At 33.8% G+C, this 26,727-nt stretch carries 27 protein-coding genes and 2 pseudogenes; 8 read left to right on the top strand and 21 right to left on the bottom strand.

The window, feature by feature from the left end:
• Positions 1-22: 22 nt before the first annotated feature.
• The 3 genes and pseudogenes from LO754_RS06185 to LO754_RS06175 all read right to left on the bottom strand — a co-directional run bounded on the left by LO754_RS06185 (position 23) and on the right by LO754_RS06175 (position 3,534).
• Positions 23-1,602, bottom strand: a pseudogene (locus LO754_RS06185) (phytoene desaturase family protein).
• A gap of 229 nt (positions 1,603-1,831) precedes the next feature.
• The gene (locus LO754_RS06180) at positions 1,832-2,821 is read right to left on the bottom strand and encodes an EAL domain-containing protein (protein WP_231785798.1); all 990 of its coding nucleotides are present in this window, start codon (positions 2,819-2,821) and stop codon (positions 1,832-1,834) included.
• Between the two features lie 251 nt (positions 2,822-3,072).
• Positions 3,073-3,534 (bottom strand): NUDIX domain-containing protein, encoded by a 462-nt coding sequence (locus LO754_RS06175; protein WP_231785797.1) that lies wholly within the window; start codon positions 3,532-3,534, stop codon positions 3,073-3,075.
• Between the two features lie 310 nt (positions 3,535-3,844).
• Here LO754_RS06175 and LO754_RS06170 point away from each other — a divergent pair, with 310 nt between their 5' ends.
• Complete coding sequence (locus LO754_RS06170; protein ID WP_231785796.1) at positions 3,845-4,012, top strand: hypothetical protein; 168 nt, start codon at positions 3,845-3,847, stop codon at positions 4,010-4,012.
• Between the two features lie 155 nt (positions 4,013-4,167).
• Positions 4,168-4,671, top strand: coding sequence for a DinB family protein (locus LO754_RS06165; protein ID WP_231785795.1), 504 nt, complete (start codon positions 4,168-4,170; stop codon positions 4,669-4,671).
• A 137-nt stretch (positions 4,672-4,808) separates the two neighbouring features.
• Here LO754_RS06165 and LO754_RS06160 read toward each other — a convergent pair whose 3' ends face one another.
• The 6 genes from LO754_RS06160 to LO754_RS06135 form a co-directional block, all read right to left on the bottom strand.
• Complete coding sequence (locus LO754_RS06160; protein ID WP_231785794.1) at positions 4,809-5,666, bottom strand: PhzF family phenazine biosynthesis protein; 858 nt, start codon at positions 5,664-5,666, stop codon at positions 4,809-4,811.
• 65 nt (positions 5,667-5,731) lie between these two features.
• The gene (locus LO754_RS06155) at positions 5,732-6,337 is read right to left on the bottom strand and encodes an ABC-2 transporter permease (RefSeq protein WP_229388945.1); all 606 of its coding nucleotides are present in this window, start codon (positions 6,335-6,337) and stop codon (positions 5,732-5,734) included.
• On the bottom strand, positions 6,330-7,196 hold the full coding sequence (locus tag LO754_RS06150; protein ID WP_024361464.1) for an ABC transporter ATP-binding protein: 867 nt from the start codon (positions 7,194-7,196) through the stop codon (positions 6,330-6,332). The genes LO754_RS06155 and LO754_RS06150 overlap by 8 nt, the downstream gene beginning before the upstream one ends.
• 5 nt (positions 7,197-7,201) lie before the next feature.
• On the bottom strand, positions 7,202-7,573 hold the full coding sequence (locus LO754_RS06145; RefSeq protein WP_024361465.1) for a GntR family transcriptional regulator: 372 nt from the start codon (positions 7,571-7,573) through the stop codon (positions 7,202-7,204).
• A gap of 1 nt (position 7,574) precedes the next feature.
• Positions 7,575-7,892 carry a YfzA family protein gene (locus LO754_RS06140; RefSeq protein WP_231785793.1) on the bottom strand — a complete coding sequence of 106 codons (318 nt, stop codon included), beginning with the start codon at positions 7,890-7,892 and terminating at the stop codon, positions 7,575-7,577.
• Between the two features lie 338 nt (positions 7,893-8,230).
• Positions 8,231-8,671, bottom strand: a complete 441-nt coding sequence (locus LO754_RS06135) for a VOC family protein (RefSeq protein WP_108029617.1) — start codon at positions 8,669-8,671, stop codon at positions 8,231-8,233.
• Positions 8,672-8,967: 296 nt separating this feature from the next.
• Here LO754_RS06135 and LO754_RS06130 point away from each other — a divergent pair, with 296 nt between their 5' ends.
• Complete coding sequence (locus LO754_RS06130) at positions 8,968-9,315, top strand: GrpB family protein (RefSeq protein WP_255702616.1); 348 nt, start codon at positions 8,968-8,970, stop codon at positions 9,313-9,315.
• 319 nt (positions 9,316-9,634) lie between these two features.
• Here LO754_RS06130 and LO754_RS06125 read toward each other — a convergent pair whose 3' ends face one another.
• The 3 genes from LO754_RS06125 to LO754_RS06115 all read right to left on the bottom strand — a co-directional run bounded on the left by LO754_RS06125 (position 9,635) and on the right by LO754_RS06115 (position 13,211).
• On the bottom strand, positions 9,635-10,216 hold the full coding sequence (locus LO754_RS06125) for a DUF4352 domain-containing protein (RefSeq protein ID WP_167492670.1): 582 nt from the start codon (positions 10,214-10,216) through the stop codon (positions 9,635-9,637).
• A 710-nt stretch (positions 10,217-10,926) separates the two neighbouring features.
• Positions 10,927-11,592, bottom strand: coding sequence for an HAD family hydrolase (locus tag LO754_RS06120; RefSeq protein WP_231785791.1), 666 nt, complete (start codon positions 11,590-11,592; stop codon positions 10,927-10,929).
• Positions 11,593-11,876: 284 nt separating this feature from the next.
• Positions 11,877-13,211, bottom strand: coding sequence for a glutamine synthetase family protein (locus LO754_RS06115; protein ID WP_231785790.1), 1,335 nt, complete (start codon positions 13,209-13,211; stop codon positions 11,877-11,879).
• Between the two features lie 999 nt (positions 13,212-14,210).
• Between LO754_RS06115 and LO754_RS06110 the strand changes: the two genes are divergently transcribed.
• From LO754_RS06110 to LO754_RS06095, 4 genes are all read left to right on the top strand, one after another.
• Positions 14,211-14,633 carry an ATP-binding protein gene (locus LO754_RS06110; protein WP_024361471.1) on the top strand — a complete coding sequence of 141 codons (423 nt, stop codon included), beginning with the start codon at positions 14,211-14,213 and terminating at the stop codon, positions 14,631-14,633.
• A 28-nt stretch (positions 14,634-14,661) separates the two neighbouring features.
• Positions 14,662-16,356, top strand: a complete 1,695-nt coding sequence (locus tag LO754_RS06105; RefSeq protein ID WP_231785789.1) for a methyl-accepting chemotaxis protein — start codon at positions 14,662-14,664, stop codon at positions 16,354-16,356.
• A 27-nt stretch (positions 16,357-16,383) separates the two neighbouring features.
• Complete coding sequence (locus LO754_RS06100) at positions 16,384-16,770, top strand: STAS domain-containing protein (RefSeq protein WP_231785788.1); 387 nt, start codon at positions 16,384-16,386, stop codon at positions 16,768-16,770.
• A gap of 191 nt (positions 16,771-16,961) precedes the next feature.
• On the top strand, positions 16,962-17,516 hold the full coding sequence (locus tag LO754_RS06095) for a hypothetical protein (protein WP_229388937.1): 555 nt from the start codon (positions 16,962-16,964) through the stop codon (positions 17,514-17,516).
• Positions 17,517-17,668: 152 nt separating this feature from the next.
• Here LO754_RS06095 and LO754_RS06090 read toward each other — a convergent pair whose 3' ends face one another.
• The 8 genes from LO754_RS06090 to LO754_RS06055 form a co-directional block, all read right to left on the bottom strand.
• Positions 17,669-19,015 carry a sodium-dependent transporter gene (locus tag LO754_RS06090; RefSeq protein WP_231785787.1) on the bottom strand — a complete coding sequence of 449 codons (1,347 nt, stop codon included), beginning with the start codon at positions 19,013-19,015 and terminating at the stop codon, positions 17,669-17,671.
• A 145-nt stretch (positions 19,016-19,160) separates the two neighbouring features.
• Positions 19,161-19,322, bottom strand: coding sequence for a hypothetical protein (locus tag LO754_RS06085; protein WP_229388933.1), 162 nt, complete (start codon positions 19,320-19,322; stop codon positions 19,161-19,163).
• A gap of 530 nt (positions 19,323-19,852) precedes the next feature.
• Positions 19,853-20,197: a synembryn gene (locus LO754_RS06080; RefSeq protein ID WP_229388931.1), complete on the bottom strand. Its 345-nt coding sequence runs from the start codon at positions 20,195-20,197 to the stop codon at positions 19,853-19,855.
• A 108-nt stretch (positions 20,198-20,305) separates the two neighbouring features.
• Entirely contained in the window at positions 20,306-20,452 is a 147-nt protein-coding gene (locus LO754_RS06075) for a hypothetical protein (RefSeq protein ID WP_231785786.1), read from the bottom strand.
• A 304-nt stretch (positions 20,453-20,756) separates the two neighbouring features.
• Entirely contained in the window at positions 20,757-21,488 is a 732-nt protein-coding gene (locus LO754_RS06070; protein ID WP_024361477.1) for a LytR/AlgR family response regulator transcription factor, read from the bottom strand.
• A gap of 4 nt (positions 21,489-21,492) precedes the next feature.
• Positions 21,493-22,686, bottom strand: coding sequence for a GHKL domain-containing protein (locus LO754_RS06065; protein ID WP_231785785.1), 1,194 nt, complete (start codon positions 22,684-22,686; stop codon positions 21,493-21,495).
• 109 nt (positions 22,687-22,795) lie between these two features.
• Positions 22,796-22,936: a cyclic lactone autoinducer peptide gene (locus tag LO754_RS06060; RefSeq protein ID WP_080653286.1), complete on the bottom strand. Its 141-nt coding sequence runs from the start codon at positions 22,934-22,936 to the stop codon at positions 22,796-22,798.
• Positions 22,926-23,504 (bottom strand): accessory gene regulator ArgB-like protein, encoded by a 579-nt coding sequence (locus tag LO754_RS06055; protein ID WP_108029609.1) that lies wholly within the window; start codon positions 23,502-23,504, stop codon positions 22,926-22,928. The genes LO754_RS06060 and LO754_RS06055 overlap by 11 nt, the downstream gene beginning before the upstream one ends.
• Before the next feature lie 461 nt (positions 23,505-23,965).
• Between LO754_RS06055 and LO754_RS23855 the strand changes: the two are divergent.
• Positions 23,966-24,371: pseudogene (locus LO754_RS23855) on the top strand (IS66 family transposase); the annotation flags it as partial.
• A 101-nt stretch (positions 24,372-24,472) separates the two neighbouring features.
• On the opposite strand, the gene LO754_RS06045 reads toward LO754_RS23855, so the two are convergent.
• Complete coding sequence (locus LO754_RS06045; protein ID WP_231785784.1) at positions 24,473-26,674, bottom strand: amino acid adenylation domain-containing protein; 2,202 nt, start codon at positions 26,672-26,674, stop codon at positions 24,473-24,475.
• Between the last annotated feature and the right edge of the window lie 53 nt (positions 26,675-26,727).

Genomic DNA, 26,727 nt, shown 5'->3' with positions numbered 1-26,727 from the left:
CGCTAGATTACTAGATTTATCATTAAATTTGTACCGCATCAATGCCGTTACCATGCCCTTTTGGCATTTTAGGGTCAAAGAGTTCTACTTTTGGTAATGGCTTGACAGCAAATTCAGTCATCTTCTCTTTTCTTAAAATACCATTTGCCGTAATACGTGCCGACTCTAAAATAATAGGTAATCCACTTCCTGGATGCGTACCTCCTCCTACTAGCCAGCAATGATCTAACTCTTCAAATTTATTATGAGGACGGAATGTTAGCATTTGTGTTAACTGATGTCCTAGATTAAAGGTCGCCCCTTTATATACATCCATTTCCTCTTCCCAACCTCTTGGTGAAATCATTTTTTCTTCCTCAATATATTGCGCAAGATTGTCAACCCCAAGTTTCTGTTCAAGCATTCCTATTAACATATCACGATAGTCTTTTTCACATTTCTCCCATTCGATATTACTAAAGTTATTCGGTACAGGTGCAAGAATATAGAGCGTTGATTTCCCTTGTGGTGCAACTGTTGGATCAGTCACAACAGCATTTTGGATATAAATGGAAGGGTCATCTGATAATATTTTGGCATTCGTAATATCTTCCACATTTTGACGATAGTCCTCAGCAAACCAAATTGTATGGTGTGGCAAATCAAATGTTTTATTGACACCTAGATATAACATAAATGTTGAACAAGAGTATTTTTTCTTGTCTAACTTTTCCTTCGAATATTTTTTAGTACACCTGGTTCTACTAGATTCGTCATGGCATGAGCAAAGTCTCCGTTAATAATGACATCATCAGCCGCAACTTTTTCACCATTTTCTAAAATAACACCTCTTACTTTACGTCCATCTAACCATAATTTTGATACACCTGTGCCTGTAAAAATTTCTCCATTATTTTCACGTACAACTTTAGCCATCGCTTGTGTCAACTTGTTCAAGCCACCTTTAACATGATAAACCCCATAGGCATGCTCAATATAAGAGAGAATCGAAAAGGCACCTGGACTTTCCCAAGGAGACATACCAAGATATTTCGCTTGGAAAGTAAATGCAAGCTGTAATTCTTCTTGTTTATAATAACGCGATAATGTATCAATTAAAGATTTACCGACTTCTAGCTCTCCTAATGCTTTTAAAACCTTTGGTTGAAGTAAATCTGTAAAGCGATTCATACTCGTTTGTAGAACAGGGGCTAATTTTTCTAATTTGCGATTTGTTTCCTTCATATATCGCTCATAGCTTCCTTCATTTCCCGGGAAAAGCTCATTCATTTGGCGAATCATTTCGTTTCTGTCACGTGTCATTTTAATTTTTTTATCACTAAAAATCAGCTCATACATAGGATTCAAGTCAATTAGCTCTATGTAATCATGAATATTTCTTCCGGTAAGTTCAAAAATCTCTTCTACAATATATAGCATATTTAAAAATGTAGGACCCATATCAAACTTGTATTCGCCTAGCTGTATTTCGCTCGTTCTCCCACCAATATAATTCTTTTTCTCAAATACTTTTACATTGAAACCCTTTGCAGTTAGCAACATCGCTGATGCTAACCCACCCGGGCCAGCTCCGATAATAATGATTTCTTTGTTCTTTTTCATCATAAAACCTCCCTATATCCTTAGTTAGCTAGTATTTGCAAAGTTGTTTTAAATGGTCATGTTCTTGTATAAGTAATCCAGTTTTATATTATACAAGAATTCTACAACAAGTATACAACTGCTGTACAAAAATTTGCAAATAATAAAGAAGCTAAAAAATGCAAAAAAAATATCCTGAACAAAAGCTTGTACAACACAAGCTTCATTCAAGATATTATTGTTTATGATTTTACAGTTTCCGTTGAGGATGCATGCTCGGTTTTCCAAAGAGGTAACCTTGAAAAAGTTGATAACCATTTTCCTTTAACCATTCAAAATCTGCTCTGCTCTCAATACCTTCTGCTAACGAAATCGCATTCACTTCAAATGCCTTCGCTAAAAACTGCTTGGCTACTGCTTGCTTTTCACTATTTCCGCTAACACCTTGAACATATTTGATGTCCAATTTCATATATTGAGGCTTTAAGTCTGCAAGCATTTCCAGCGTGTTGTACCCTTCACCAACATCATCCAAGGCATATTGAAAGCCCTTTTGCTTATAGTAATTGAGAATGGATTTTAAATGCTCAATGTCATCGACTTTGTCTGATTCGACTACTTCAAAAACAAATTGATTCGGATCAATGCCTAATTGATTTGCTAATTGTACCGTTGTTTGCAAACAAAACTCTGGGGAATAAATAGACGTGGGAATAAAGTTTATAAACGTCTTTTTCTTCAATACTGCTGAATAGCTCACTGCCGCCATTCTACATATGCGATCTAGAGCATATAACCGTCCTCGACTTCTCGCTGCAGTAAAAATTTCATTAGGATAGATGAGAGAACCATCCTCTCTCGGAAACCTAGATAATATTTCATAAGCATAAATTTCTTCATTTGCATCGACAATCGGTTGAGAGTAGCTAATAACAGATTTCTTCCTGATTACTTCATCAATCCACTTCATCTCTAAAATCGGCTCGATTTCTGTAATAGGTTGCCACGTTCTATTGTCAAAACGAAAATAAACTTGCGCTAAATCCATAAAATCATGGCAAAAATCAACAAATTCCCTAACGCCTGACTCTTTAATCATGAAGTAATCATCCTTCACTGAAAGCAAAAAGCCTCTTCTTTTAAAATGATGAACTACCTTTTCCATTAGTGATAGATTTCGATGTCCCTTTAACTGTATGTCAAACTGTAACTCTAAAACTAAACAGCTTTTACAAGGCATATTTATTCCCCCAGTGTAGTAACGAAATGACGAATTTTTATTCTTCCCTGTCGAACTCGATTAGTCTAATGAACGAACAAAATAACGACTCTCCTCTTATTTTCGTTAAATTATACAATTATGGATTTTCATTATCAATTAATCACTACGCATTATTACTAGTTCTTGCGTTTTTCTCCGCCATACACTTAGCTTAGAAGGATTTCAGATGGCTACAATAAATTGTTTGGCAGCCTTTTAACAGAAACTCCTTATTTAACTATTGGAAAATTCACCTTATTTACCCAATCGTGAATAAATCGTGCTTGATGGGTGTTTAAATGAGGAAGATTATGTCGGGAAAAGAATCGATGTTCATGACTTTCTTCAGTACGCTGAAGTAATTGGCCTGTGAAACAACTTGAGTGGAAAATAATTTGGACGCTAAACACTTTGTCTCCATTCGAATATGTTGCAAAACCTTCTTGTCCAGAATAAATACCAAACAGCTCTAATTGTTCGGCTTTTAGTCCTGTCTCCTCATAAGTTTCACGCACTGCGGTTTCAAGAAATGTCTCTCCAGGTTCCATTACACCACCTGGTATACCCCAAACATTTTGATCTGTTCGATGCTGTAGTAATATTTGATTGTTTTTCTCAAGAATAATGCCACAACCGATAGTCATTAGCATTTCATTTCCAATTAGTTTGCGAATTGATTGTATGTAGCTCATTTTGTCCTCCTCAATGCCCTTTTTCGTAAAGCTCACTTTAAAAAACAGCTTCTTTCTTTAGCAGTTTTCTGTTTCTAAAGCTTTGAATAATATTTCTCCTGGTAAACCATCTATTTCAACTAGATTTAATTGATGCATAGGAAACACCCTTGAATTGATTTAAGATTTTCACTTACCTTTTAGCACCAAAAATATTTTAACATATATATCCATACACATAAAACGTCGGTAATTTTTTGCAAAGCAACGATGTATGAAGTAAAAAAATAGGGCAAGAATAAAAGTATAAATTTCATTATGAGGTGAATGGATGAAAAAATTAATTATCGGTACATTTACAGCAATTCTAGCAACAGGGCTATTATTTGGATGTGGTACATCAAAAGATAAAACAGAGCCCAATGATACGGAAGCACCATCTACACACAAAGAACATATGGAAGATCCCAATAAAACAGAAGACACATCAAAAGAATAACTTCTCCTATAATGCAAGAACAGTAACCAAAAAACCAGCTCAAATCATCAATCGAGCTGGTTTTTAATTATTTACAAAAACATAATGTTATTTCATGCAATCGAGGATAAAATTGTATATGTATAGAAAGAAAACTATATTTTAGGAGGGTTTTAATGTTCCAAACTGTAGACCATTTTATACACTCTTGGGCATTTGAAGCGAGTGCCACACAAAATTACCTCAACACGTTGACAGATCAATCACTTACGCAAGCCATCACAGCAGAAAATTGGACTTTAGGACGCATTGCTTGGCATACTGTAACTGCTATTCATATTATTACATCCAATACAAACTTAACGTTCGAAGCTCCAACAGTTGATGTTCCTGTCCCTACCTCGGCTCAATATATAGCAGACCATTATCACCAAGCTAGCAGTGCATTTGTCCATGCATTAAAAACGCAATGGAATGACAAGACCATGACGGAATATATACAATTTCTAGGCCAAGAAATACCGAATGGGTCACTATTATTGTTTTTAATGCAACATCAGAGCCACCACCGTGGGCAAATGAGCGTTCTTATGCGACAGGCAGGATTAACCGTTCCAGGTATCTATACTCCTTCAAAAGAGGAATGGGCAAACTTTGGTATGGATGCCCCACACATGTAGCGCAATTTAAAAATGATGAAAAGTGTTAGAATGCCTGCCGGCAATTCTAACACTTTTTTGCTACGACAGGGACTTATCGAAAATCCTTGCTAATTTCCAAACTTCTACCAGACCGAGGAGTTTTTTTGTAGTGTTGTCTAGTATAATTCGCCTTTTGTCAAGATTATGGCATTTCCTCCCACCATCACTCTTGGATCATTGTTATGTATTAATTTAGTGATAATGGTAGAAGGTCTGCCCATGCTATAGCCTTGCAAAAACGTGAATTCTTCATTAAATTTCGTTAACACGTGATTATGAAAAAGATAATACGTTAACGCACCATTGGAAGTCCCTGTTGCTGCTTCTTCATCAATCCCATAGAGCGGGCAAAAGTTTCTACTCTCTGCTATTCCCTTGTCTGTGTCCAGTGTAAATGCATGAACGCCTCCTATATTATGGCGTTTGGCATATTGTGTAAGGGCATTAAAATCAGGGTTTAACGCGTATAATGCATCTTTTGTTTTGATTGGAAGCATCATATCCCAAAGCCCAGTGCTTACAGCTTGAGGCACTAGTTTAAAGTGATTATCGCCAATCTGCTCTTTATCCATATTAAAAAGAGTAGACAGCTTATCATAATCATCAAAGATTTTCCCAAGTCTTGGTTCAGCTTGCTCCATCATGACAAATGATTGATTCACTTCAACAGCCAGTGTGCCCGCCAGTGTTTTCATATAGTAAGTATGGTTATCTTCAATCGTTTGACAGTCCAATAGCGCTTTAAAGGAGGCTATTGTAGCATGGCCACACAGTGCTACTTGGGAAGTTGGTGTGAAAAATTTTATATCAAAATGATTATTGTCTATTTTTTTAATAAAGGCTGTTTCTGAAAAACGAACCTCTGCAGCAAACTTTTGCATAAATTCTTCGTTTAATTGTTCATAAATCACTACGCCTGCCGGATTTCCGCCAAACTTTGTCTCTGTAAAAGCATCAATTACATAATAGTACAAAGCTAATTCCCCTTTATGTTGTATAATTTGCCATGCTGAAATCGGTGAACGAAGCAGGACATCAATTAAAATGCTTTTCGTTGGTAAATTGCTGTAGTAATACCCCACGAAAGTAAAAATACTAGCAAAATCACCACTGTTGCAGCTATATAAATTGTTGTAATGGATAAGTGGATAATAAAATCCGTTATGGCTGTTAAATGTTCAGCTAAAAAGATCACAATAGACGGTCCTATACCTGCTAAAAGGATGAAACTAAACATGATAACCATTGTGATATAACCTGGTTTAAATATATAAAACATTGGCAAAGTAAGGGAAACAAATAATATAAATAACCCTACAGAAATTGCGATATCCGTTAGTGAAAACGTTTTATTAAAGACCATTAATGCTAAGCTTGTCACAGCAATGGATAAAATCATATAAACTAATGCTCCAAGATAGCGTGAAGCAATAATTTCCTTGCGTGTGTATGGTAAAGAATTTAATAAAATATTCGTTTCTGCTTTTTCATCGTAAGCATAAGCATTAAAAGGAATAAAAATACTAGCTACTAAAAAGATAAGAGCAGGATGCGAATCCATAAAAATAAAGAATGCTATAAAAGGAATAAACGTTAAGAGTAGCTTTTTTTGCATGATTACATCGCGCCTGATTAAATTAAACATAGCTTCCTCTCCCTTTCATGTAATACATAATATCTTCCAATGATGCTGGGTCAATGATAACGGACTCCCCGAAAATATTTTTCACTGCGCTAATATTATCCGTTAATGCTTCAAAACCTGTAGATGCACGATGAATGTGTACAAAGGCTTGTTCTGTATCTCGATCCAGCAGATCCACTCTTCCTTTCACAATAGCATAGTTTTCTGTAACATCATGAATGGACTTATTAAACACTAATTGTCCTTTTTGTATAAAAGCTATATAATCTGCAATTCGATTTAAGTCTGTGGTAATATGCGTGGAAAAGAAAATAGTACGATTCTCATCAATCATTAACTCTTGTAAGAGATTCAACAGTTCTCGTCTAAAAATTGGATCTAAACCTGCAGTTGGCTCATCCATTAGTATTAGCTCGGCATGATGTGATAACGCTATCGCCAACGAAGCCTTCATTTGCATTCCTTTTGAGAAAGTTTTCACTGCTTTATTCATCGGTAATTCGAATTGTTCCACATATTGATAAAATAATGTATCATCCCAGTTTTTATAAGCTGGTGCAACAATACGCTTGATATCTTTTAAGTTGAGCCCTTCAAAAAATACATTGCCATCATATACAAACCCAATGCGTTCCTTGATTGCCTTCTCATGGGTCTTGTAGTCTAAGCCAAAAACCTTCACTTCCCCTGCATCTGCCTTTAATAAATTCATCATCATCTTTATCGTTGTCGATTTACCAGCCCCATTTGCCCCTATAAATCCTGTTACAAACCCTTGCTTTACTTGTAAATCAATATTTTTCACTGAAAAACCTTTAAAATGTTTTGTTACGTTTTTTAACTCAATTACATTTTCCACTTATCTCACTCCTCAGACAAAATATCCAATAATTGATGCAATTCATCGAGTGACAGGCCAATTTCTTTACTATTCGTTATAACGGCACTCAACTGCTCCTCAATGACCTTCTGTTTTTTCTCTCTAATTACTTCAAGATTTTGCTCTGCGACAAAAGAACCCTTTCCAACAATAGAATAGATAAAGCCTGCTTTCTCTAATTCCTCATAAGCACGTTTAGTCGTGATCACACTAATTTGTAAATCCTGTGCGAGTTTGCGCATCGAAGGTATGGCTGCACCCTCTTGTAGCTCCCCAGCTAAAATAGACGATTTCATTTGATTTGTAATTTGTTCATAAATCGGCTCCTTTGAACTATTGGAAATAATTATTTGCATGCTAATCCCTCTTCTTCCTATTTTCAAAACCTCTTTGTATGATGTCATGTATTGCTTGAATGAGAATGGCAATCACGTGAACTGTTGTGACCAAATTAAAAAATGGAAAGGAATAAAGAGCAATCCATTTAGTAAAGAGCTTCAAATCGAGTATCCATCTTGCAATTCTGGCAAATAAGTTGCCACTATCGTTGATATTTGGCTCCAGTAAAGTGCCATCAATAGCGATAAAAATCAATTGAACAATCAAAAAGGCACCAATGGTAAGCACCCATCGTTTTCCAAGTTGATTGTTATATACTTTATCAGTTCCTATCATTTAATCTCCTCTCTATAGCTCACTTAGCACTCCAAATTCATTATAATGTATATATACTATATACACATTATATACAAAATTAAAATTTGTGCAACTTTTTCCAAAAAAATTCCCGTGGCTATTCTTCACAGTTATGACCAAACCTATCAGTAGAATTAAAAAAAGACACGCACAAAGCAGGTTATGACCCTGTCTGTTCATGCCTTTGAATTTCATTGCTCCAATTTTTAGTTATCTCCAAATTTACCTCAATTCCTTCTAAAATGCTCTTAGCTTTAGTAACTACAGCATTCGTCATCAAGTAATCATCCTTTCGTGTAGCGTCATATAGCCCACCATTACTTTTTGATTTCTTCAGCTAACTCCAAAATAATGCCCTCTGGACCTCGCACGTAGCAAAGCTTATAGCGTTCTTCGTATTGCTGTATCTCACTAAAGATTTCCTTACCGTTCTTTTTTAGTTTGGCAACAATCGCTTCAATATTTTCAACAGCAAATGCGATATGTCGGATACCCAAAGTATTAGCACAGGGTAGCTGAAAATCCCCTTTAGCTAACGGGGAATAAAATTTTATTAGTTCTATCCAAGTCTGACCGTCCGGCATGCCCAATCCCACACACGCTACTTTTGCGTCAGAAAGCCCAGCTGCATATCCCATCAACTCTCCTGCCATTTCCCATTCCCCTTTCACTTCAAGTCCAAAATCGAGAAAAAACGCTTTAGCGGCAGAGAGGTCATTGACAATTATCCCTATATGATCCATTCTTTTAATCTTCAACTTTTACCCCTCCTATATCCCCTTATTTTACTAGTATGTACAATGCAACTGCTAATAATAGCCTACCAGCATTGCCAGTAAAAATTTTATTTTATGTGCATTCTTCTCTATATATTTTTTTCTGGATTGATTAGCTCTTGGGTTACTTAACTTAAAACTTTGTTTTGGAATTATTGTCTATATAATTTTCACCTCTCCTTACATAAGAACTCGACTTTCTTAAAGATTGTCGTTATCAACTTAAAAGCCATTTTCATCTAACGAAGTTTTCACTTAAGTTTATCGAATTTGAATATGTGAAAAAAGAATTGTTGATGTTATTAGGTGATAGAATTGTTGGCATTGAACATATAGGAAGCACTTCTATAAAGGGATTGGAAGCGAAACCAATAATCGATATTATTGTGGGTGTCGAAGATTTAGATGAAGTATCCAGCTTTATTACCCCTCTTAGTGAAATCGATTTTGAATATGTTCATAAACCTGAGTTTATATATAGATGTTTTTTTAGGAAAGGATTATGGGGACAGGGTACTTGTCATTTGCATATTTGTGAAATTAACAGCAGTGAGTGGATTGAAAAATTATTGTTTCGAGATTATCTTAGATTACCCCTCCATATAGCTAAAGAGTATGCTTCATAAAAAAAAGAACATGCTTCTAAATATAAGTTCGATAGACCAACATATACAAAGAAGAAAGATACGTTTATTAAAACCATTATTGAAAATAGCCAAGAAGGAAATTACTGAAAATAAACATCTTTTATTCATGTTACGGGGAGCTTTAGTGAAAACAGCGACAACCATTGCATCCATCTGGTTAACCATCATAAAACATCATTATTCACTGCTCGCACGGTTGACTCAAACGATTTTGTATTTGAATTGCTGTTAGGGTAGTCGCCATGAATGCACTCTTTTTTTAAAAATAAAAAGCCACCCAAATGAGTGACTTAATAAGTTAATTTAAATTTATTATACCTGTTTCTGTTCCCCAAAAACCAGTTTGAACTTGTAAATCAAGTCCAGTTAAACCTGCTGGAACTTCAAATAAAACATTTCCTGTTAATGCAAGACCTGGATTTATACCTTCATATAAAAAATATTTATCATCTGCAACAATAATGGATGATGGTGAGTATTCTGCCCCATTAGATGCAATTAGTTTAAAGAAACTTGAATCTGTATTAATTGATTCTGTTCCATCATTTCTCACAGTTACGTTTACATTTAAGAAAACAGCACCTTCTGCTTCAGGTTTATAATTCATATAACCACCTGCAGCACTAATCTCATTAGTTTCACCTATAGAATTAGCTTTAAATGTCACTTTACCTACAGTAAGTTCTTGACCAATACTAACTTTTTTATTTTCATTAGTAGATTCCTCTTTTTTACCATCGTCTTTAGTTGTGGCTGAAACAGGCTCTTTTTCTTTTTCAGTTACTTTTTTACTATCATCACCAAGTAATGCACCGATAATGATTAATAATACGAATAAAGCAACAATACCACCACAACCAAATTTAAAAAATTTTTTCATAAATATATCCCTCCTATCCATAAATATACATGTATTTGAATTACAATTCTATTACTATTTTCATAAAATTACTTTTTTAATTCAAATTTCAACATTATTCTCGCCTCTTCCAATGAAAAAACACCCTTAATTGAGAGTGTCTATTATCTAAAATAGTTTTACTTTCTCTATTACCTTATTCAAAAGAGTATGTTCAGTAAGAATTAAATCGATTTCAAGGACATACCATTTGACCAGAAGAGTTTTTACATGGTGATATTTGTTCCACCGCACTTGGTATGTAGATTTAGTGTTCAACATGCTTTTAATTGTATAACAAGTTACGATCAAAAATTTTGTGATAAGTATAAGGTTTTCAAGATAGGAACATTACATTAAACCAATCAAAATTAATGGTATCTCCAATATTTATTTTTTCCAGATAAGGATTTATATATCCAATTTAAATACATACTGGATAAATCCTCTGGTATAATAAATAGACCATGAATTAACTCTTATATTATTGCGTGATAACAAATCGCCTCTACACTGGGCAATTTGTGGACAGCAAAACAAACCCATGTGGGCAAAAATACAAAGAAGTGTCGGAGCGCTACAGCCCCAACACTTCTTTTCTAGTACATCGTCAAATATTCATCGCGTTCCCAGTCGTGGACGCATTAGGGGTTTTCTGTCCCTATTAAATATGGAAAATCCCCAAATGTATGCTAAAAATCCAATTTTTTTAAAATCTCAGGAAGTTTTAAATAATCATCAATTATTGCATCTGCTTCTATATCAGTCCATTGATTATCTCTTTTCCAAATCCCCTTCATTCCAACGTTTTGAGCAGCTTTCACATCATTTTCTGGATGGTCACCAATAAATACACTTTCTGAAGGTTCTACGTTTAATTTTTCTAATGCATTTATAAAGATTTGAGGATTAGGTTTCTTCATTCCTTCCCATTCAGATACTAATATTACGTCAAAATATTGATCAATGTTCAAAGCTTTAATATTTTCCATTTGGAACTGACCGAACCCATTTGTAATCATGCCTAAAGCGATTTTATTATTTTTCAGCTCCTCCAACATTTCATGAATATGAGGAAATCCTACACAATGATTTTTGAATTCTTTTAAATAATCTTGTAGAAATACTTCGCATGTTACTGAAGATATATTAAATTCATCAATCAGTTGTTGGTATACTTCATACTTCCAAATATATCCACTATTGTCTAATTCAATAAATCTTGAAATATACTGCTCTTTTGAAATATGAGATAGTAACTCAAATAATCTTTCATATTGCTGGTTTATAAAAAGCTCAATCGATTTATCACGATTCAATAAAGTTCCATCTAAATCAAATAATACAGCTTTAAACATTTTAGAATTCCTCCCACAGGACAATATTTACTCAACATTAATATTACCAAAATAATCCACTTTGTAATATAAACATTTCCCAAAGCAGGATTATAGGATATTTTTCTCTTAACATTATAAATTTCAAATGAACTACAAAAAATAATTGTTTTTTAGTTCTAAAAGGAGAGCTACTATTATTAAGTGACATGGAAACAATTTTTAGAAACTATAACAGCAAAACAAACCCATGTGGGCAAAAAAACAAAGAAGTGTCGGAGCCTTACAGCCCCAACACTTCTTTGTTAGTACATCGTCAAATATTCATCGCGTTCCCAGTCGTGGATGCGTGTGCGGTATTTGTTCCATTCAATTTCTTTCGCTGCAGTGAACTTTTCAAAAATATGAATGCCTAGTGCGTCACGAACGGTATGGTCCATTTCTAGTTCTATCAGTGCATATTCTAATGAAGATGGTAAACTATCGATGCCATTCATTTCACGTTCTACACGATTCATTTTATAAATATTTCGGTCCACAGCGTCTGGTGGTGTTAAGCCTTTGCGAATCCCATCGAGCCCAGAGGCTAAAATAACTGCCATTGCTAAGTATGGGTTGGCTGCTGGATCAACAGAACGCAATTCAATACGTGTGGAAAGTCCTCGCGCCGCAGGGATACGAATAAGCGGTGAGCGATTTTGTGCTGACCAAGCTACGTAACATGGCGCCTCATAGCCAGGCACTAAACGTTTGTAGGAATTGACTAATGGATTCGTTACTGCTGTAAAGCCGTGCACATGCTTCATAATCCCTGCCATAAAACTACGTGCCGTTTGACTTAATTGCAATTCTGCATGTTCATCATAGAAGGCATTATTTTCTCCTTCAAATAATGACAGATTAAAGTGCATTCCTGAACCATTCACTCCAAATAAAGGTTTCGGCATAAAAGTTGCATGCAAGCCGTGTTGAGCTGCTACCGTTTTAACAACTAGTTTAAACGTTTGAATGTTATCACATGCTTCAATGGCACTGGCATATTTAAAGTCAATTTCATGCTGACCCGGTGCCACTTCATGATGGGACGCTTCAATTTCAAAACCCATGCCCTCTAGCTCCAGCACAATATCCCGTCGACAGTTTTCACCTAAATCCGTCGGCGCTAAATCGAAATACCCACCGCTATCATTTAATTCCAGTGTTGGATGGCCTTTTTCATCTAGTTTAAATAAGAAAAATTCCGGTTCTGGTCCTAGGTTAAACGAAGTAAAGCCCAATTCTTCCATTTCTTTTAAGACGCGCTTCAAGTTAGAGCGTGGATCGCCCTCAAATGCTGTACCGTCTGGCCGTGCAATATCACATATAAAGCGTGCTACCTTGCCTCTTTCAGCCGTCCACGGGAAGATTACGAATGTATCAAGATCCGGGCGTAAATACATATCGGATTCCTCAATACGAACAAATCCTTCAATTGAGGAACCATCAAACATCACTTTATTGTCTAATGCCTTAGCTAACTGACTAACTGGTATTTCTACATTCTTGATTGAGCCCAATATATCAGTAAATTGTAGGCGAATAAATTTCACATTTTCCTCTTTCACCATGCGGATAATATCATCTCTAGTATGATGTTTCATTCTTCACCACTCCAATTTGTCATTTTTCTTAACATCCGTTTTTTAGAACTGCTTTTAAATTACACTAAAACAACTAGTGAGCGCAATGGGCATGTAAGGTTTTATTACATAGAATTTTTAGAATATTCTTATCTTCTTTTTAGATGTATAGAAGCCTACTTGTTGCCCTTTCATTGTCCACCCTAAATAAAAGGCTAGTGAAATAGTCTATAAGTATCAATGTTTGAGCAAAAAATAAAACTTAAATATTAATTAAAATATATTTTATATAGAACATTAGTCTTGCTTTTTTTATATTTTGCTGGTACATTAAAAGCGAATTTATTTTTATAGAGTTTATTGGATACTTTGAACTATTCAATAAATGGATATTTACCATTGTCTATTAAAGTAATTGTATAATTCGAAAGTACCTTTTATAATTATGACGTTGGTGGATAAAGACCTTTAATTCCATCTAGTTCTATACTCCCTTTAAACGGTCTTAAACTACCAAGTTAAAGCCCAACTTCGCAAGCTCCAAGTAAAAGATTAGTCATCGCCAAAATTTTCTTAACAATGCATGGTCACCAACTAAAATACATAGACTTCCTAGTATTTTTCACTGCTATAGGTGTGACATGTACTACGAGGGTGATAACAGCAATATTTAAAACTATACGTTGCGAGTAAACTCGTTCTCTACTTGTGAATACACACTACCGTTAAATAACGAACTTGTTAAACATTACGGATTGTGATTAAATCGTTAGCTACATAATCTAGCGTTTAGAAGGTTACACAGAGCCTAACAAGGTATATTTATGACGATAATGACAGCTTTTGTATGAAAAGAAACATTTTTTATGCGCTAAAAGCCTTTCCCTTAATGGATTCAGGCACTTCCATTTATTATTTTCTCACTATAATGGCGATGACCTATTTTATTTGCTTACATTTTTTACTGAAATGCTAGCGAAAATGTAATTGTTATTTCAAGTACAAGATAGGTGATTGGTATTGGAATTTACACTGCGAGTTCAAGCGAATATGCAAGCAGTTCATTTTATAGATAAGACAATGGAAAATTATACAACGCTTTATAATGTACCTTTTAGTAGAGAATTACGTTTTGTCTTACACGAATTAGTTATTAATGCAGTTGAAGCAACGGAAAAATCATTACATCCCCTCTCCCACAACACAATTCAAGTGCAAGTAACACACAACGACGAGGAAATTAAGTTAACCGTTATCGATGAAGCACAAGGAATTACCGAAAATAATTTGGAAAAGGCTTTGCAATTTGATCTTAACGAACATAATTATACAGATCGAGGTCGCGGGTTATTTTTTGTCAAACAAATGGTGGATTCTATTTGGTTCAAACATATATCGAAAACAAAATTTTTAGTCGGTGTTTCTAAGAAAATTCATGGATAGGTACATCTGAGATTAGGAGGGACTTTTTATGAAATGGACAATCCGCAAAAAAATCAACTTACTACTCATTACTTGCATTTTACTTATGATTACGGTAATAACGATTGTTGATTATACCGATGCTAAAAATAATCTTTTAGAGGCCTTCAATACGAAACTACTATCGGATATCCAATTAGGTTATGAATATTTAGATGCTAAAATCCCTGGGGATTGGAACATCCAAGACAATGAATTGTATAAAGGGGATGTTAAGATTGTTGGTAACTTTGATATTGTCGACAAACTAGGAGATCTCACAGATGGAAATGCCGTCACGATTTTCCAATTTGATACTCGAGTTAGTACAAATATAGTGGAGAATGGCAACAGACCAATCAATACAAAAGCTCCTAAGGAGATAATCGCTGCCGTGTTAGAGCAAAAAGAGCGCTATACTGGTTCAGCCGATGTGTTGGGAAGTATGTATGAAGTCTCCACCGACCCTATTTTAAACAAACAAGGGGAGGTTATTGGGATGTGGGCAACAGGCATACCGCTAGAGACCTATAACAATACCGCTATGGAAAGCGTTATTAAAAATGTTGTCGTTTTATTAATTGTTTCCATCTTAATGTTTGTCATCATCAGTTGGTTTCTACAACGCCAAATTATTGCGCCCATCAATCAATTAAGCGCCAATGCCAAAGAACTAGCAGATTTAAATTTAAATGTGAAAATATTAAATCCTAAAGGACAAGATGAAATTGCTAATTTAGCACAAGCTTTCAATGCGATGAAGACCCGTATAACCGAAACAATCAACGTTGTCGCCAATAGCGCCAATCAAATCGCTAGTTCTTCGCTAGTTTTAGCAGAATCTTCTCGCCAAACTAGCGAAGCCTCAAACCAAGTGGCATTAACAATGAATGATATTGCAAGCGGCACTAGCACGCAATCCGATCAGGCGGAGCATATTGTGAAAATGATGCAAAAAACGAATGATGAAGTAGCCAATAGCTTACAAAAGGCAGAAGCTACTTTAGAGAGAGCCATTCAATCAACCCACATCGCACGAAAAGGAGAGGATGCGATTAACGAAGCCATAAAACATTTAAACTCTGTCACGCAAACAGTTTCCTACGCTACCGATTCTATTCAAAAACTAGGCAAACGTTCCGAAGAAATCGGCGGTATTATAACTGTTATTACAGGGATTGCGGAACAAACAAATTTATTGGCATTAAACGCCGCTATTGAAGCAGCTCGAGCGGGTGAGCAAGGAAAAGGTTTCGCCGTAGTAGCTTCGGAAGTACGCCAGCTAGCCGAACAATCAAGTTTAGCTTCTGGGCAAATTACGAGTTTAATTAAAGATATACAAGCCGAAACCGCTGTAACCGTTCGGACAATGGAAAGTAATTTACTCGCTGTCGAAGAGCAGGTACACATCATTAGTAAAGGAGGCAATGCTTTACAAGAGATTGTCGAACAAGTTGTGGAAACAGAGCAAGGTGTGAAGGAAATGAAATCAGCATTCACCCATGTCAATGACAATTCATTAGATGTCCAACAAGCTATACATGATATCTCACGTATTATTGAAGATTCTGCAGCAGCGACCGAAGAAATTGCAGCAACTTCCGAAGAACAGCACGCAACCGTTGCGGAAATCTCACAAAACTCAGAGGAATTAGCCGAAATTTCGACTAACTTACAAAACGAAGTAAATAAATTTACAATCTAACTTTAAACATATAAGGAGGCGTAATTTATGAATCAGAAAAATATGATTAATATTGATACTAAGGCTGATTATATTTTAATCGCCTTTACTGGTAAATTAGAATATGGATTGATTGGGGATTTAAAAGAGGAGCTTCACGCGATTAGTTTTGACACAAAACACGGCTATATTATCGATATGCAAAAGGTGACGAATATTGATAGTACTGGTTTTGGTATGATTATCAATTTTGCAAAGAAAGTCACAACGCTTGATAAGAAAATAGCGATTATTGTGACAGATGATTTTATTCGTAAATTATTTGTCATCTCACAATGCGATAAAGTTTTCCCTATTGCCAAAAGTGAACTCCAAGCGAAGCAGTTCATTAAAGAAGAAAAATGGTTAGGCGAACTCGCACTAAGTGAATATTAAATGGTGACAGGCACGCAAACAATTCTGACAATAGTTTTAATAGCGGAGCAACATACATGATTAGAGGAGCAGACATATATTTGTCTGCTCTTTTTTGTCTAAGGCTATAGAGAAATGAGTTAAATGCACACACAGGCAAAAAAAGATAAATTAAATAAACTAGTAGAAAAATGTATTAGGAGGTACAGTCTTTGAATCGTTGTCCAAAAAATTGTTCATGCGAACGTTGCCAATCTAGTTTGCCTGTTATTAAAGCCATCGATATTTGTCACATCACTCCAAACACACAAACGCCAGCAGTATCACCTTCCACATACGGGAACTTTTTTCAAACAAATTTTATCACGCTTGCTAACAATCAAGCTATGCCTTGGAACGGTATGGGGGAAACAGCCGGTATCACTTTAGACCCCGATACAGTGACTATCAGAGTGTCCCAAGGAGGGGCGTACTATATTGATTATCATGTGAATGGAAACTTCTCCCCATTCGGGACAGGTAACGTTACAATCATTACAGCTCTCTTTGTTAATAATGCCGAAGTGAATCCAATCCAAACGAGATACGGAGCATTAAATACAGAAGTCGATAGATATGAATGCGTACCAATTACTGGAGGAACAATTGTATTTATCCCAGATAATGGAACAATTCAATTAAGAAATATCGGTCCAGACTTCCGTACTTGCGATGGTGGAATTGTACTCGCCGCTTCAATAAATTTGATAAAAGTTAGCTCATCTTAATGTCTTGAAGTGCCAAAAACATAGTACCTGTAGTTAAAACACTTGCAAAGAGTGCTTTAATGGCAGGTATTTTTTTCACTACCACTTGGTGCTTAATCGAAAAAAAGATGGTTCCTGTACAATACAAGAACCATCTCTAAGCTGCTTTACAATTATTTTTGTAGAAGCATATTTAATAAAACAACGATAATTACAATTGGGACGACCACTAACATAAGTAGCCGATACGTGTTATAAAACCCTTGCCCCACTTGACTTCCCATTAGCAATTCTTTTTTCACAAAGTCTTTATCTACTACATAGGCAATAAAAGTGGCGATTAACAAATTGCCCAATGGTAGCATTAAATTAGACACTAAATAATCAGTAGCATCAAAGATTGACTTGCCAAATATGGAAACATCCGCTAATAAACTTGACGATAATGCCGATGGAATTGCCGCAACAAAAACAATGACTCCAAGTAATAACGTTAAGATTGAACGCGAAATATGCCATTTTTCAATAAATGCTGCCACGATGATTTCATATAAACTAAACGACGAAGTTAATGTCGCAAATAAAAATAGTAATAAAAACAGGGCTAAAAACACTTCCCCAAAAGGCATTTGACTAAATGCTGTCGGCAGCACCATAAATAATAAGCCAGGCCTAGCTTGTGGTTCCAAATCAAAGGCAAATACAACTGGGAAAATAGCTAGTCCTGCTAATAACGACACAAGTACCGTCAAGATAACAACGGAACCTGCTGAGTTTGGTAAACTAACATCTTTTTTCAAATACGAACTATATGTAACCAAACAAGAGAACCCTACTGCCAAACCAAAGAATGACTGCCCTAGCGCCTCTAGTAACGCTTTACCTGTTATATTAGAAAAATCAGGCCATAAGAAGAATTTCACACCTTCCATTGCCCCATCTAAAGTTAATGCACGAATAACAAGAATGATAAACATCACAAATAATAATGGCATCATCCACTTATTTGCTTTTTCAATACCATTTTGTACACCTAGCGAAATAACAAGTACATTGGTTAGTGTAAATAACGCTAAACCTAGTAATGTAATCCACGGTGTGCTAATAATCTTTCCAAATAAATCGCCTGGATTAACTGAAGAATCAATAACTGCACCTGATACACCAAGGCCGTTGTAAATAAAAATCCATCCTCCTACAACACTGTAAAAGGTTAATAACAGAAAACATCCCAGTACACCCATACGTCCAATCCAAGCCCAAGCTGGTTTCGTTGGCACAATTTTTTTATAGGCAGTGACAGCTTCCGATTGCGTACCCCGCCCTAAAATATACTCGGATAATAACATCGGTAGGCCAATCAATAATGTAAAAAGCACAAAAATTAGGAAAAATGCGCCTCCACCACTTTGCCCTGTGACATAGGGTAACTTCCAAATAGCCCCTAGCCCAATTGCCGCACCCGCTGATGCTAAAATAAACCCTAATTTACTGGACCACTGTCCTTTATTCTCACTCATCTCTTCAATCTCCTCAAAACTAACTAATCTCTTATTAATTGTACATTAAAATAGTAAATTAGACTAGACAGTTCCTAAATTTCCCAGTATGCTATTGGCTCTATATAAAAAACCTCGAACATAAATATGTTCGAGGTGAAATGAATTATTTCGATAAATACATTGTGCGTTGTTGGTTGATCCATTTGCGCATCGTTGTGAATAACAATGCCATAATCGCCGTTAATAACACACCTTTCACGATATTAAATGGTAAAATGCCTGCAACAATCATTGTGTACAATGAATCGCAAACGACTGGCGCCATACCTAAGAAATAAGCTATATGAGGGAATTAGCGTAAAAAGTATAAGTATCAATAGTTTATAAGTAATGAACACTAATTTATTCAATGTTAATATCGATTGTAATGGAGTTATTACTGAATTACAAGTATGTTCTTAACTGCAAGATAATCTCACTACCGAAAAGTTAGGAGTGAAAAGTTAGGAACTTGAAATCCTATTGCTACACTCTGCTCTCAACCAGCTTAGGAAGCATCCATAGATACAATCAAAGAATGAATGAACTTTCACACTCACAGGAGGTTCACAGACGTTCCTACAACTCCATAGATAACTTTGTACTTTACATGATACAATTTAATACTGTTATAAATCTTATGCCGAGAATAATCTCAAATTAAAAAACGAGATAAACACTTAATTATCTCGCTTCTTTGCTTCCATTTGGCTTCATAGGAACGCTATCAAGCCATTCTGTAACCTTGAAATACCCCTCAGACATGCACATTTTGAACACTCTGTTTTGTAGAAGAAAATTTCCTAATAACTAGTCCTATTCGCCATTAAAGAATCTTTCAAGTTCTGCTCTCTTTTCTTCCTCCGTCATATCTTCTATTGGCTTGTATTCTCCATCTACATTATAATCAGCAGGATTGTCGCTAGGACCATTTTCAGGGACATATTCACCGTTTGAATTGTAATCATTCGGATTCGTGGACGGAGCTAAAGGGTCATTTATTAGTTCATCTTCCGTATAAGGTGAACTCGTGTTACCTGTGTCATTTGTATCTTCATATGAATCAATATCACTTGAATCAACATCGCTTGAATCACTGCAAGCCGATAAAACTAGTAATGCAAGCATGGAAAATAAGAGTACCAACCTTTTTCTTTTCAAAATTCACCAATCCTCCAATTTTGTAAATCATAGGGATTATATCATAAATGGTTCTTGTTATACTTACTATCTTTCAAGTATTTTCAGGACAACTGTACTTTCCATAAATTAAAAATATAATGGTTTATTAAAGGTGAGGAACCACATTTTATCAAAAGCAGACAAGTTTCTTAACATAGCATATCCCCCTTGAGTAGTAAGCTCTTTGGTTGACAGTGAAAAGTCTACATCAAATAATCCTGTCTTATTGGTCATAAAAAAATCCTCCATACAATTGAATTGGAAGATAATTTCGGTACAATATTTACGTAATTTTCAAGGTAATAAAAAAGGGATTCTGAATCAGTGACCGAAGACCTAGTTTCTCTCAAATCCAATTGTATCAATGGTTTGCTACTGTTTTTTTAGACGTCCCCAGGAGGGGAAGCCTCTGTTTAGCCAACTTTTTTGGGCTTTAATTATCTGGTCTGTGCTACCTCGTCAATCGAGTGGCAGATAGGGCTTAAAGATGAACTGGCATTTATCGTAAATTATGCTAATAAAAACTGGATGAATTTATTTAATTAACACGTGTGATATTTTTTGTGTAACGAAATGAAACCAAACATTTATGTCCATTACTCATGGTAAGCATTCTTTCTTTAGGAGAAAACTCTATCATGTAATCTATATTTATTAAATAACTATTATGACAACGTCGGAATCTGCTATCTAATTTTTCATAGTCTTTGAGTTTCCCATAAAATTCGTATGTTCCATCTTTGGTATGTAATCTCAGCTTATGAGCCACTGTTGCTGTTTCTAAGTAATAAATATTTGCGTATTTAATATTTTTAATGTTTTCTCCAACCTTTATCTGTAACATATTAACTCTATCACTTTGTTGACCAATAGAAACATATCGTTGGTATGCAGTATTTAAAGCAAGTGTTAGGTTTTCTTGAAAAATTTCTTTATCAGGATCTTTTACAATATAATCCATCGCAGCAATTTTATATTTAAAAGTTAACCTTAGCTTATCAGCAAACATTGTAACAAAAATAATATTTGCTAATGAATCCTTTTCTCTAATTAAGCTTGCCAATTCTAATCCACACATAATGCCTTCTAAATCAATATCTAAAAAGTAACAATCGGCTGGATATTGATTTATATAACTTAATACTTCGGCACCACTTGAAGCACATAAAACAACCTCAGTGCCGGGTAAATGAAAGTTAGCATATTGAACAATCTCATTTAAAATAAATTGCCGTTGTGAAATGTCGTCTTCACATATAATAACTCTCAAAATATCACTTCCTATAGTTTAATTCTAATTCTTGAATAAATATTTGATTCTCAATTCGAGTATTTAATAGAACATTTGGATATTTTTTAATAATTTCAGTAACATTTGCAAGACCATTTCCACGATTATTTCCTTTTTTCGTTGAATAGTTTTTATTGAAAATTTGATTAATGTCTAGAGTATCTTCAAATGAGTTTTCGATTACAAAGAGTATTGATTCATTCGCTGTTTTTAATATAGCAAGATTTATTACTCCGTTCTTAGATTCTTCATTTGCTTCAATTGCGTTATCGATTAATATCCCTAAAATTCTCGAAAAATCAATTATATCGATAGGAATACTACTGATTTTTTGCGGGAGTTCAATATGAAATTTTATATTTTTTTCTAGTATTAATAATAATTTTGTTAAAAGCAGACCCTTTAATTCAATAATAGCTAAGTTACTAATATTCTTCATAAATTGATTTTTTAATAAAGTATCGCTCTCTACTTTTAGGATTTTTTTGTTAAAGTAGGTTTTCAAACCTTCTATATCCCCTTGTGAAATATATCCATCCATAGTCAATAAAATATTCATATAATCATGCTGGAATTTTTGTATATCTTGATTAACAGCTTCTAAAGAAATTAAATATTGATTGTATTGAGACTGTTGCAGTTGCTTATATTTAAGAGCATTCTCTTTTTTTATAATTTTTATTAGAAACATAATTAATGTAGAGATTAGAACTAAATATACAAGCTGTATGGTTAAATTAATTTTAGTCAGCTGCATTTCTTCATATGTTGAAGGAATAAAAATATTTAAGTATAGTACAATGACAGTTACACTGAAAAGCAATACAAAGATTATTTTGGTTATTAAAGGAAAATCAATGATGCTAATATCTTTCTTCAATTTGTGTATAATGAGATTTAATAGGCTGAACAAAGATACATAAATTAAACTAAATAAAATGAGCTGAGAATTAGTCGATTTACTAGATCCTAACATAATTTGTGATAATGACTCAGACAGAATTCCAATAAAAATGATAGTAGTTAAATCAATACATATTTTTAAAAAATTGGATTTAAAGCTTAAAAAAATAAATATAGTTATAAAAAGAAAAGAGATCACTTTCCAAGACTCAACGTATAAAAATGCTGTTGCTGCTAATATCCAAATTAATACAGTTGAACTTATAGTAACCAAATTAAATTTTAAATTCTGTAAGTAATATATAGAACCCGTTATAATAAAAAATTCAATAATTACTAATATTAAGAAATTACTTTCTATTTGAGTATCCTCCAATACTTAATTAAAATTTACTTTCTTTTTTTAAACTTTCTGGTATTTTTACTTCGTGAAAAACTAAGTTACATGCATATGTAGTCGCAGAAGTTGCGAATAAAATAACCAAGTTCGATACCTTATTTAATAATTGTTTTCTAATTTTCATAATTACTTCCTCCAAATATTTTTTGAATTAATACTGATATTGCTAATAAATTTATTGCATACAAAATAAATAATTGATAATCGCCTTTTAAAACGAAAATAATAGTCCATAGAATTGATAATCTAATGAACAATTGTTTTCTTAAATAGTTTCGGTGATTTTGATTAAAAACGGGTCTTTTTGTAGTTCCAACAGGAGCTATTAATAGTAAAAAAAGAGTCGATAATATACCAATTAAAAATATAAAATGGTCAGCATTTATATGGTTGCTATCGATTATGTATAAACCGATTGGCAAAGAAACTATACTTGCAACTAAGCAAATAATGCTACTTTGAAAATGAAAACCAAAAGATACTTGTCGTAATACAATAAATGTAATATGTGTTATTAGTGTGGCCATAAAGCAATTCAAAATGAATGCCACTATATAAATAAACAGTATTTTCCAAATATCATTTACAATTAGTTGTATACCGAATCTAATTTTCTCCTTTTCTATCTCATTGTGGTTTTCCTGAATCAGAGCCTTCGTAATGATATTTTCAAGCTTTAATAAAGCCTCCATATACTCCCCCCTCCTCTTTTTATATTACTAAATTATTTAATAATTTAGTATTGTAAATCTTAAGTGTTACAAAAAGCTTCTTAAATGTATTAAATTGGGTATTAATCGCTGTAATGTTTCTTTTTTGTTTATAAAAAAATAATATTGTTAAAATATTCCACTTACCCTATATTAATTCTTAAATTTTCTTAATAGATTAGCTATAGAATCACTCCATTCATCAGATTTTAAAGGTGAAAATAAGTTAATCAACATATGTAATTATTCGTAAATATATTTGAGTATCAAAATTCCCAGTCATATAAGTGGTTATTCGTTTTTACACTTAGGTGTATACCCGAAATTTGTGATGGTATTCTACCTAAGGTGACTTCCTAAAATGTCACATTCGCTAACTGTTAGACAGATTTGTGACATGATTGCCTGAAATTCGATCGTAACGAGGGAATATGGCCTTCGATTATTGTAATCAATTGAATCGCTTAGAATGTCAATTTAAACATCTTTCACCAGTAAAACGTTGAAAAGTTCGTCAAAAATAATCGAAGCCCATTGTGGAGAAATTCTTGAAAGGGGTAAAGGACTTATCTTTTTTGGAAAAACGTGCTCGCAAAAGCAGCAGATTCAAATTAAATCGTGTACAAGGGTTAAAGGGCTTTTCTATTTGACGATTAGATTGAAATCGATAATCGTCCAGCCGAAAATGCAATTCGCCCAATCGTAATCGGTCGAAGAAAATTGGCTTTCTCTGTAAGTGAAGTTGGTGCGAAAGCCAATGCAATCTGTTTAAGATTACCAGAGACGGTCAAAGCAAATGGCATCAACTCGTCTTTGTCAAAAAACATCCCAGACACATGCACAAAATAGCCAGCTAGCCGAAAAAATTTCGGATAGCTGGCCATTCGTTGTGCCTGCCATAAAGGTGCGCTATTTTATATTTCTGACTTACTCTAGATAAATAAGTAAATTTAATTTAGAATAATAGCTAAATTATTTTTATCAATTTTTCCATTTATATTTATTGGTAATTTATCTAATACAACATAATAGGATGGTACCATAAAGTCTGGTAAAAATTTATATAAATATTCTTTCAAATCTGTAGCAGAAATAGTTTCATTTATTACTATATAAGCAGTTAAATATTTATTTTTATCTTTGTTTTCTCTAGCTATAACACACGCTTCTGTAACATTTGGATGCTCTAGAAGTTTTTCTTCCACTTCACCTGGTTCAGTTCTTCGTCCACAAATTTTTATTTGATTATCAATCCTACCTAAAAACTCAATATTCCCATCTGGTGACCACCTTGCTAAATCTCCAGAAATATACATTTTTTCATTCGGTATGAATGGATTTTTTACAAAGCGCTCACTTGTTAAATCAGGGCGATTCAAATATCCGCGGGAAACACCAACACCTGAAATACACACTTCTCCTGGAACTCCAATAGGAACTGGTTTTCGATTTTTATCTAAAATATATACTTTATAGTTAGCGATAGGTTTACCGGTTGGAATGCCACTTTGTATTCTCTCACTTGTTACTTCATAATACGAGATACAAACAGTTGTCTCTGACGGACCATAAGTATTATATATCTTAACTTTATCAATTAAATTGTTTATATATTCTTTTCTTAGTACGTCTCCACCACTAATCATTGTGTGAACCGATTCTACAGGAGGATATTTGTTTAATTCATTCAATAATAAAGGGAATCCGCTAATCATGGTAACTTTATTATTTCTCATTACAATTAAAAGCTTTTCTATAGAGGCTACTTCATCTTTACATGCTATAACCAAAGTTCCGCCAGTTAGTAAAATAGGAAAAATTTCTTCTACAGAAATATCAAATGATACTGTTGATTGCTGCAACATAATATCATTTTCAGTTAATTTAAATTCATCTATAAAACTATGATAGTATCCTACAACATTTCTATGCTCAACAGTAACTCCTTTTGGTTGCCCTGTTGAACCAGAAGTATATAACGTATAGATTAGATTTTCTGCATTATGTAATCTATCTAAATTGTCAGTTGGATATTGATTTAAAGGATAATTATCTAGATATATTTTTTCACAAGGAAATGACAAATCTATATTTAAATGACTATGTGTTAATAGTAAATCAATTTCCGCTTGTTCATACATATAATTAATACGTTGTAATGGGTAAGCTGGATCGACAGGAAGATAAGCTCCACCAGCTTTAAGAATCGCCAATATACCAATAATTAAATCTTCGGATCGATCTACTACTAATCCTACTAATTTTTCTGGTTTAACGCCTTTTTGACGTAGTAAAAAAGCTAATTGATTGGATTTCTTATTAAGTTCATCGTATGTAAAACTTTTATCCTTACAAATTAAAGCTACTTTATTGGGATTTTTTTTAACCTGCATTTCAAAAAAGTCATCGACAGTTTTAGTAATATCATAATTAATCGATTTATTATTAAATTCATACAATACTTGATTTTTTTCTTTTTTTGAAAGAATAGCAATATCCTCTAATTTAGTATGTGAATTTAAGGTAAGTTCAGATACTAAATTAAAAAAATGTTCTTTCAATTTCGATATTGCGTAATTATCAAATAAATTATCGTTGTAGGAAATACTACATTTTAACGAAAAATCTATTTCAAAACACATCTCAATCTCATTTTCTTCTAAATATTCTGACAAAACCACTTTTGATTCACCACTCGAAAATATTGAACCAAATAAACCACTTTTTAAACCCAGTTGATTATAAGAAAAAATTTCTTCTTCTGTTACATTTTTGTATAATTTTATCAATTCTAATTCATTCTCAATTTGTCTAATATATTTTATAGATGTAATATCAAAATCAGTTTTAACACAAAACGGTAGCACTTTACCTTCTGTTGTATTTGTACCAAATACAACATAATCTGTATCATTATAGTTGTGAAGTAATAATCCCCAGGCTGAATATAAAATAGAATTTACATTGACATTATAAGTATCAGCAAATTGTGAAAGTGATTGCATAATTTTTTTATCTAAAAAAAATGTATCGTTGACCAACTTAAATCCATTATTTTTAAAAGTACCTAAAGTTACTTTTGATTTAAGTTCAAAATCTTTTAAAGCAGCACTCCAATAACTTTCCTTTGTATCTAACTCTAATGTGTTCATTTATATCTCTCCTTTTAATCATGGGTTTTGTATCATCATCACTAAAAGATGAT

Source organism: Lysinibacillus sp. GJ-1, from assembly GCF_021166035.1.
Lineage (GTDB): Bacteria > Bacillota > Bacilli > Bacillales_A > Planococcaceae > Lysinibacillus > Lysinibacillus sphaericus.
This window is presented reverse-complemented; position numbering and strand designations above follow the sequence as displayed.

Excerpts from the sequence above, each read along its gene's own strand:
- LO754_RS06075 (WP_231785786.1), bottom strand. The coding sequence starts at position 20,452 with ATGACCAATAAGACAGGATTATTTGATGTAGACTTTTCACTGTCAACC.
- LO754_RS06090 (WP_231785787.1), bottom strand. The coding sequence starts at position 19,015 with ATGAGTGAGAATAAAGGACAGTGGTCCAGTAAATTAGGGTTTATTTTA.
- LO754_RS06140 (WP_231785793.1), bottom strand. The coding sequence starts at position 7,892 with ATGATAGGAACTGATAAAGTATATAACAATCAACTTGGAAAACGATGG.
- LO754_RS06175 (WP_231785797.1), bottom strand. The coding sequence starts at position 3,534 with ATGAGCTACATACAATCAATTCGCAAACTAATTGGAAATGAAATGCTA.
- LO754_RS06060 (WP_080653286.1), bottom strand. The coding sequence starts at position 22,936 with ATGAAAATTAGAAAACAATTATTAAATAAGGTATCGAACTTGGTTATT.
- LO754_RS06045 (WP_231785784.1), bottom strand. The coding sequence starts at position 26,674 with ATGAACACATTAGAGTTAGATACAAAGGAAAGTTATTGGAGTGCTGCT.
- LO754_RS06085 (WP_229388933.1), bottom strand. The coding sequence starts at position 19,322 with ATGGCGCCAGTCGTTTGCGATTCATTGTACACAATGATTGTTGCAGGC.
- LO754_RS06105 (WP_231785789.1), top strand. The coding sequence starts at position 14,662 with ATGAAATGGACAATCCGCAAAAAAATCAACTTACTACTCATTACTTGC.
- LO754_RS06145 (WP_024361465.1), bottom strand. The coding sequence starts at position 7,573 with ATGCAAATAATTATTTCCAATAGTTCAAAGGAGCCGATTTATGAACAA.
- LO754_RS06115 (WP_231785790.1), bottom strand. The coding sequence starts at position 13,211 with ATGAAACATCATACTAGAGATGATATTATCCGCATGGTGAAAGAGGAA.
- LO754_RS06055 (WP_108029609.1), bottom strand. The coding sequence starts at position 23,504 with ATGGAGGCTTTATTAAAGCTTGAAAATATCATTACGAAGGCTCTGATT.
- LO754_RS06125 (WP_167492670.1), bottom strand. The coding sequence starts at position 10,216 with ATGAAAAAATTTTTTAAATTTGGTTGTGGTGGTATTGTTGCTTTATTC.
- LO754_RS06165 (WP_231785795.1), top strand. The coding sequence starts at position 4,168 with ATGTTCCAAACTGTAGACCATTTTATACACTCTTGGGCATTTGAAGCG.
- LO754_RS06155 (WP_229388945.1), bottom strand. The coding sequence starts at position 6,337 with ATGTTTAATTTAATCAGGCGCGATGTAATCATGCAAAAAAAGCTACTC.
- LO754_RS06170 (WP_231785796.1), top strand. The coding sequence starts at position 3,845 with ATGAAAAAATTAATTATCGGTACATTTACAGCAATTCTAGCAACAGGG.
- LO754_RS06180 (WP_231785798.1), bottom strand. The coding sequence starts at position 2,821 with ATGCCTTGTAAAAGCTGTTTAGTTTTAGAGTTACAGTTTGACATACAG.
- LO754_RS06120 (WP_231785791.1), bottom strand. The coding sequence starts at position 11,592 with ATGTTTAAAGCTGTATTATTTGATTTAGATGGAACTTTATTGAATCGT.
- LO754_RS06100 (WP_231785788.1), top strand. The coding sequence starts at position 16,384 with ATGAATCAGAAAAATATGATTAATATTGATACTAAGGCTGATTATATT.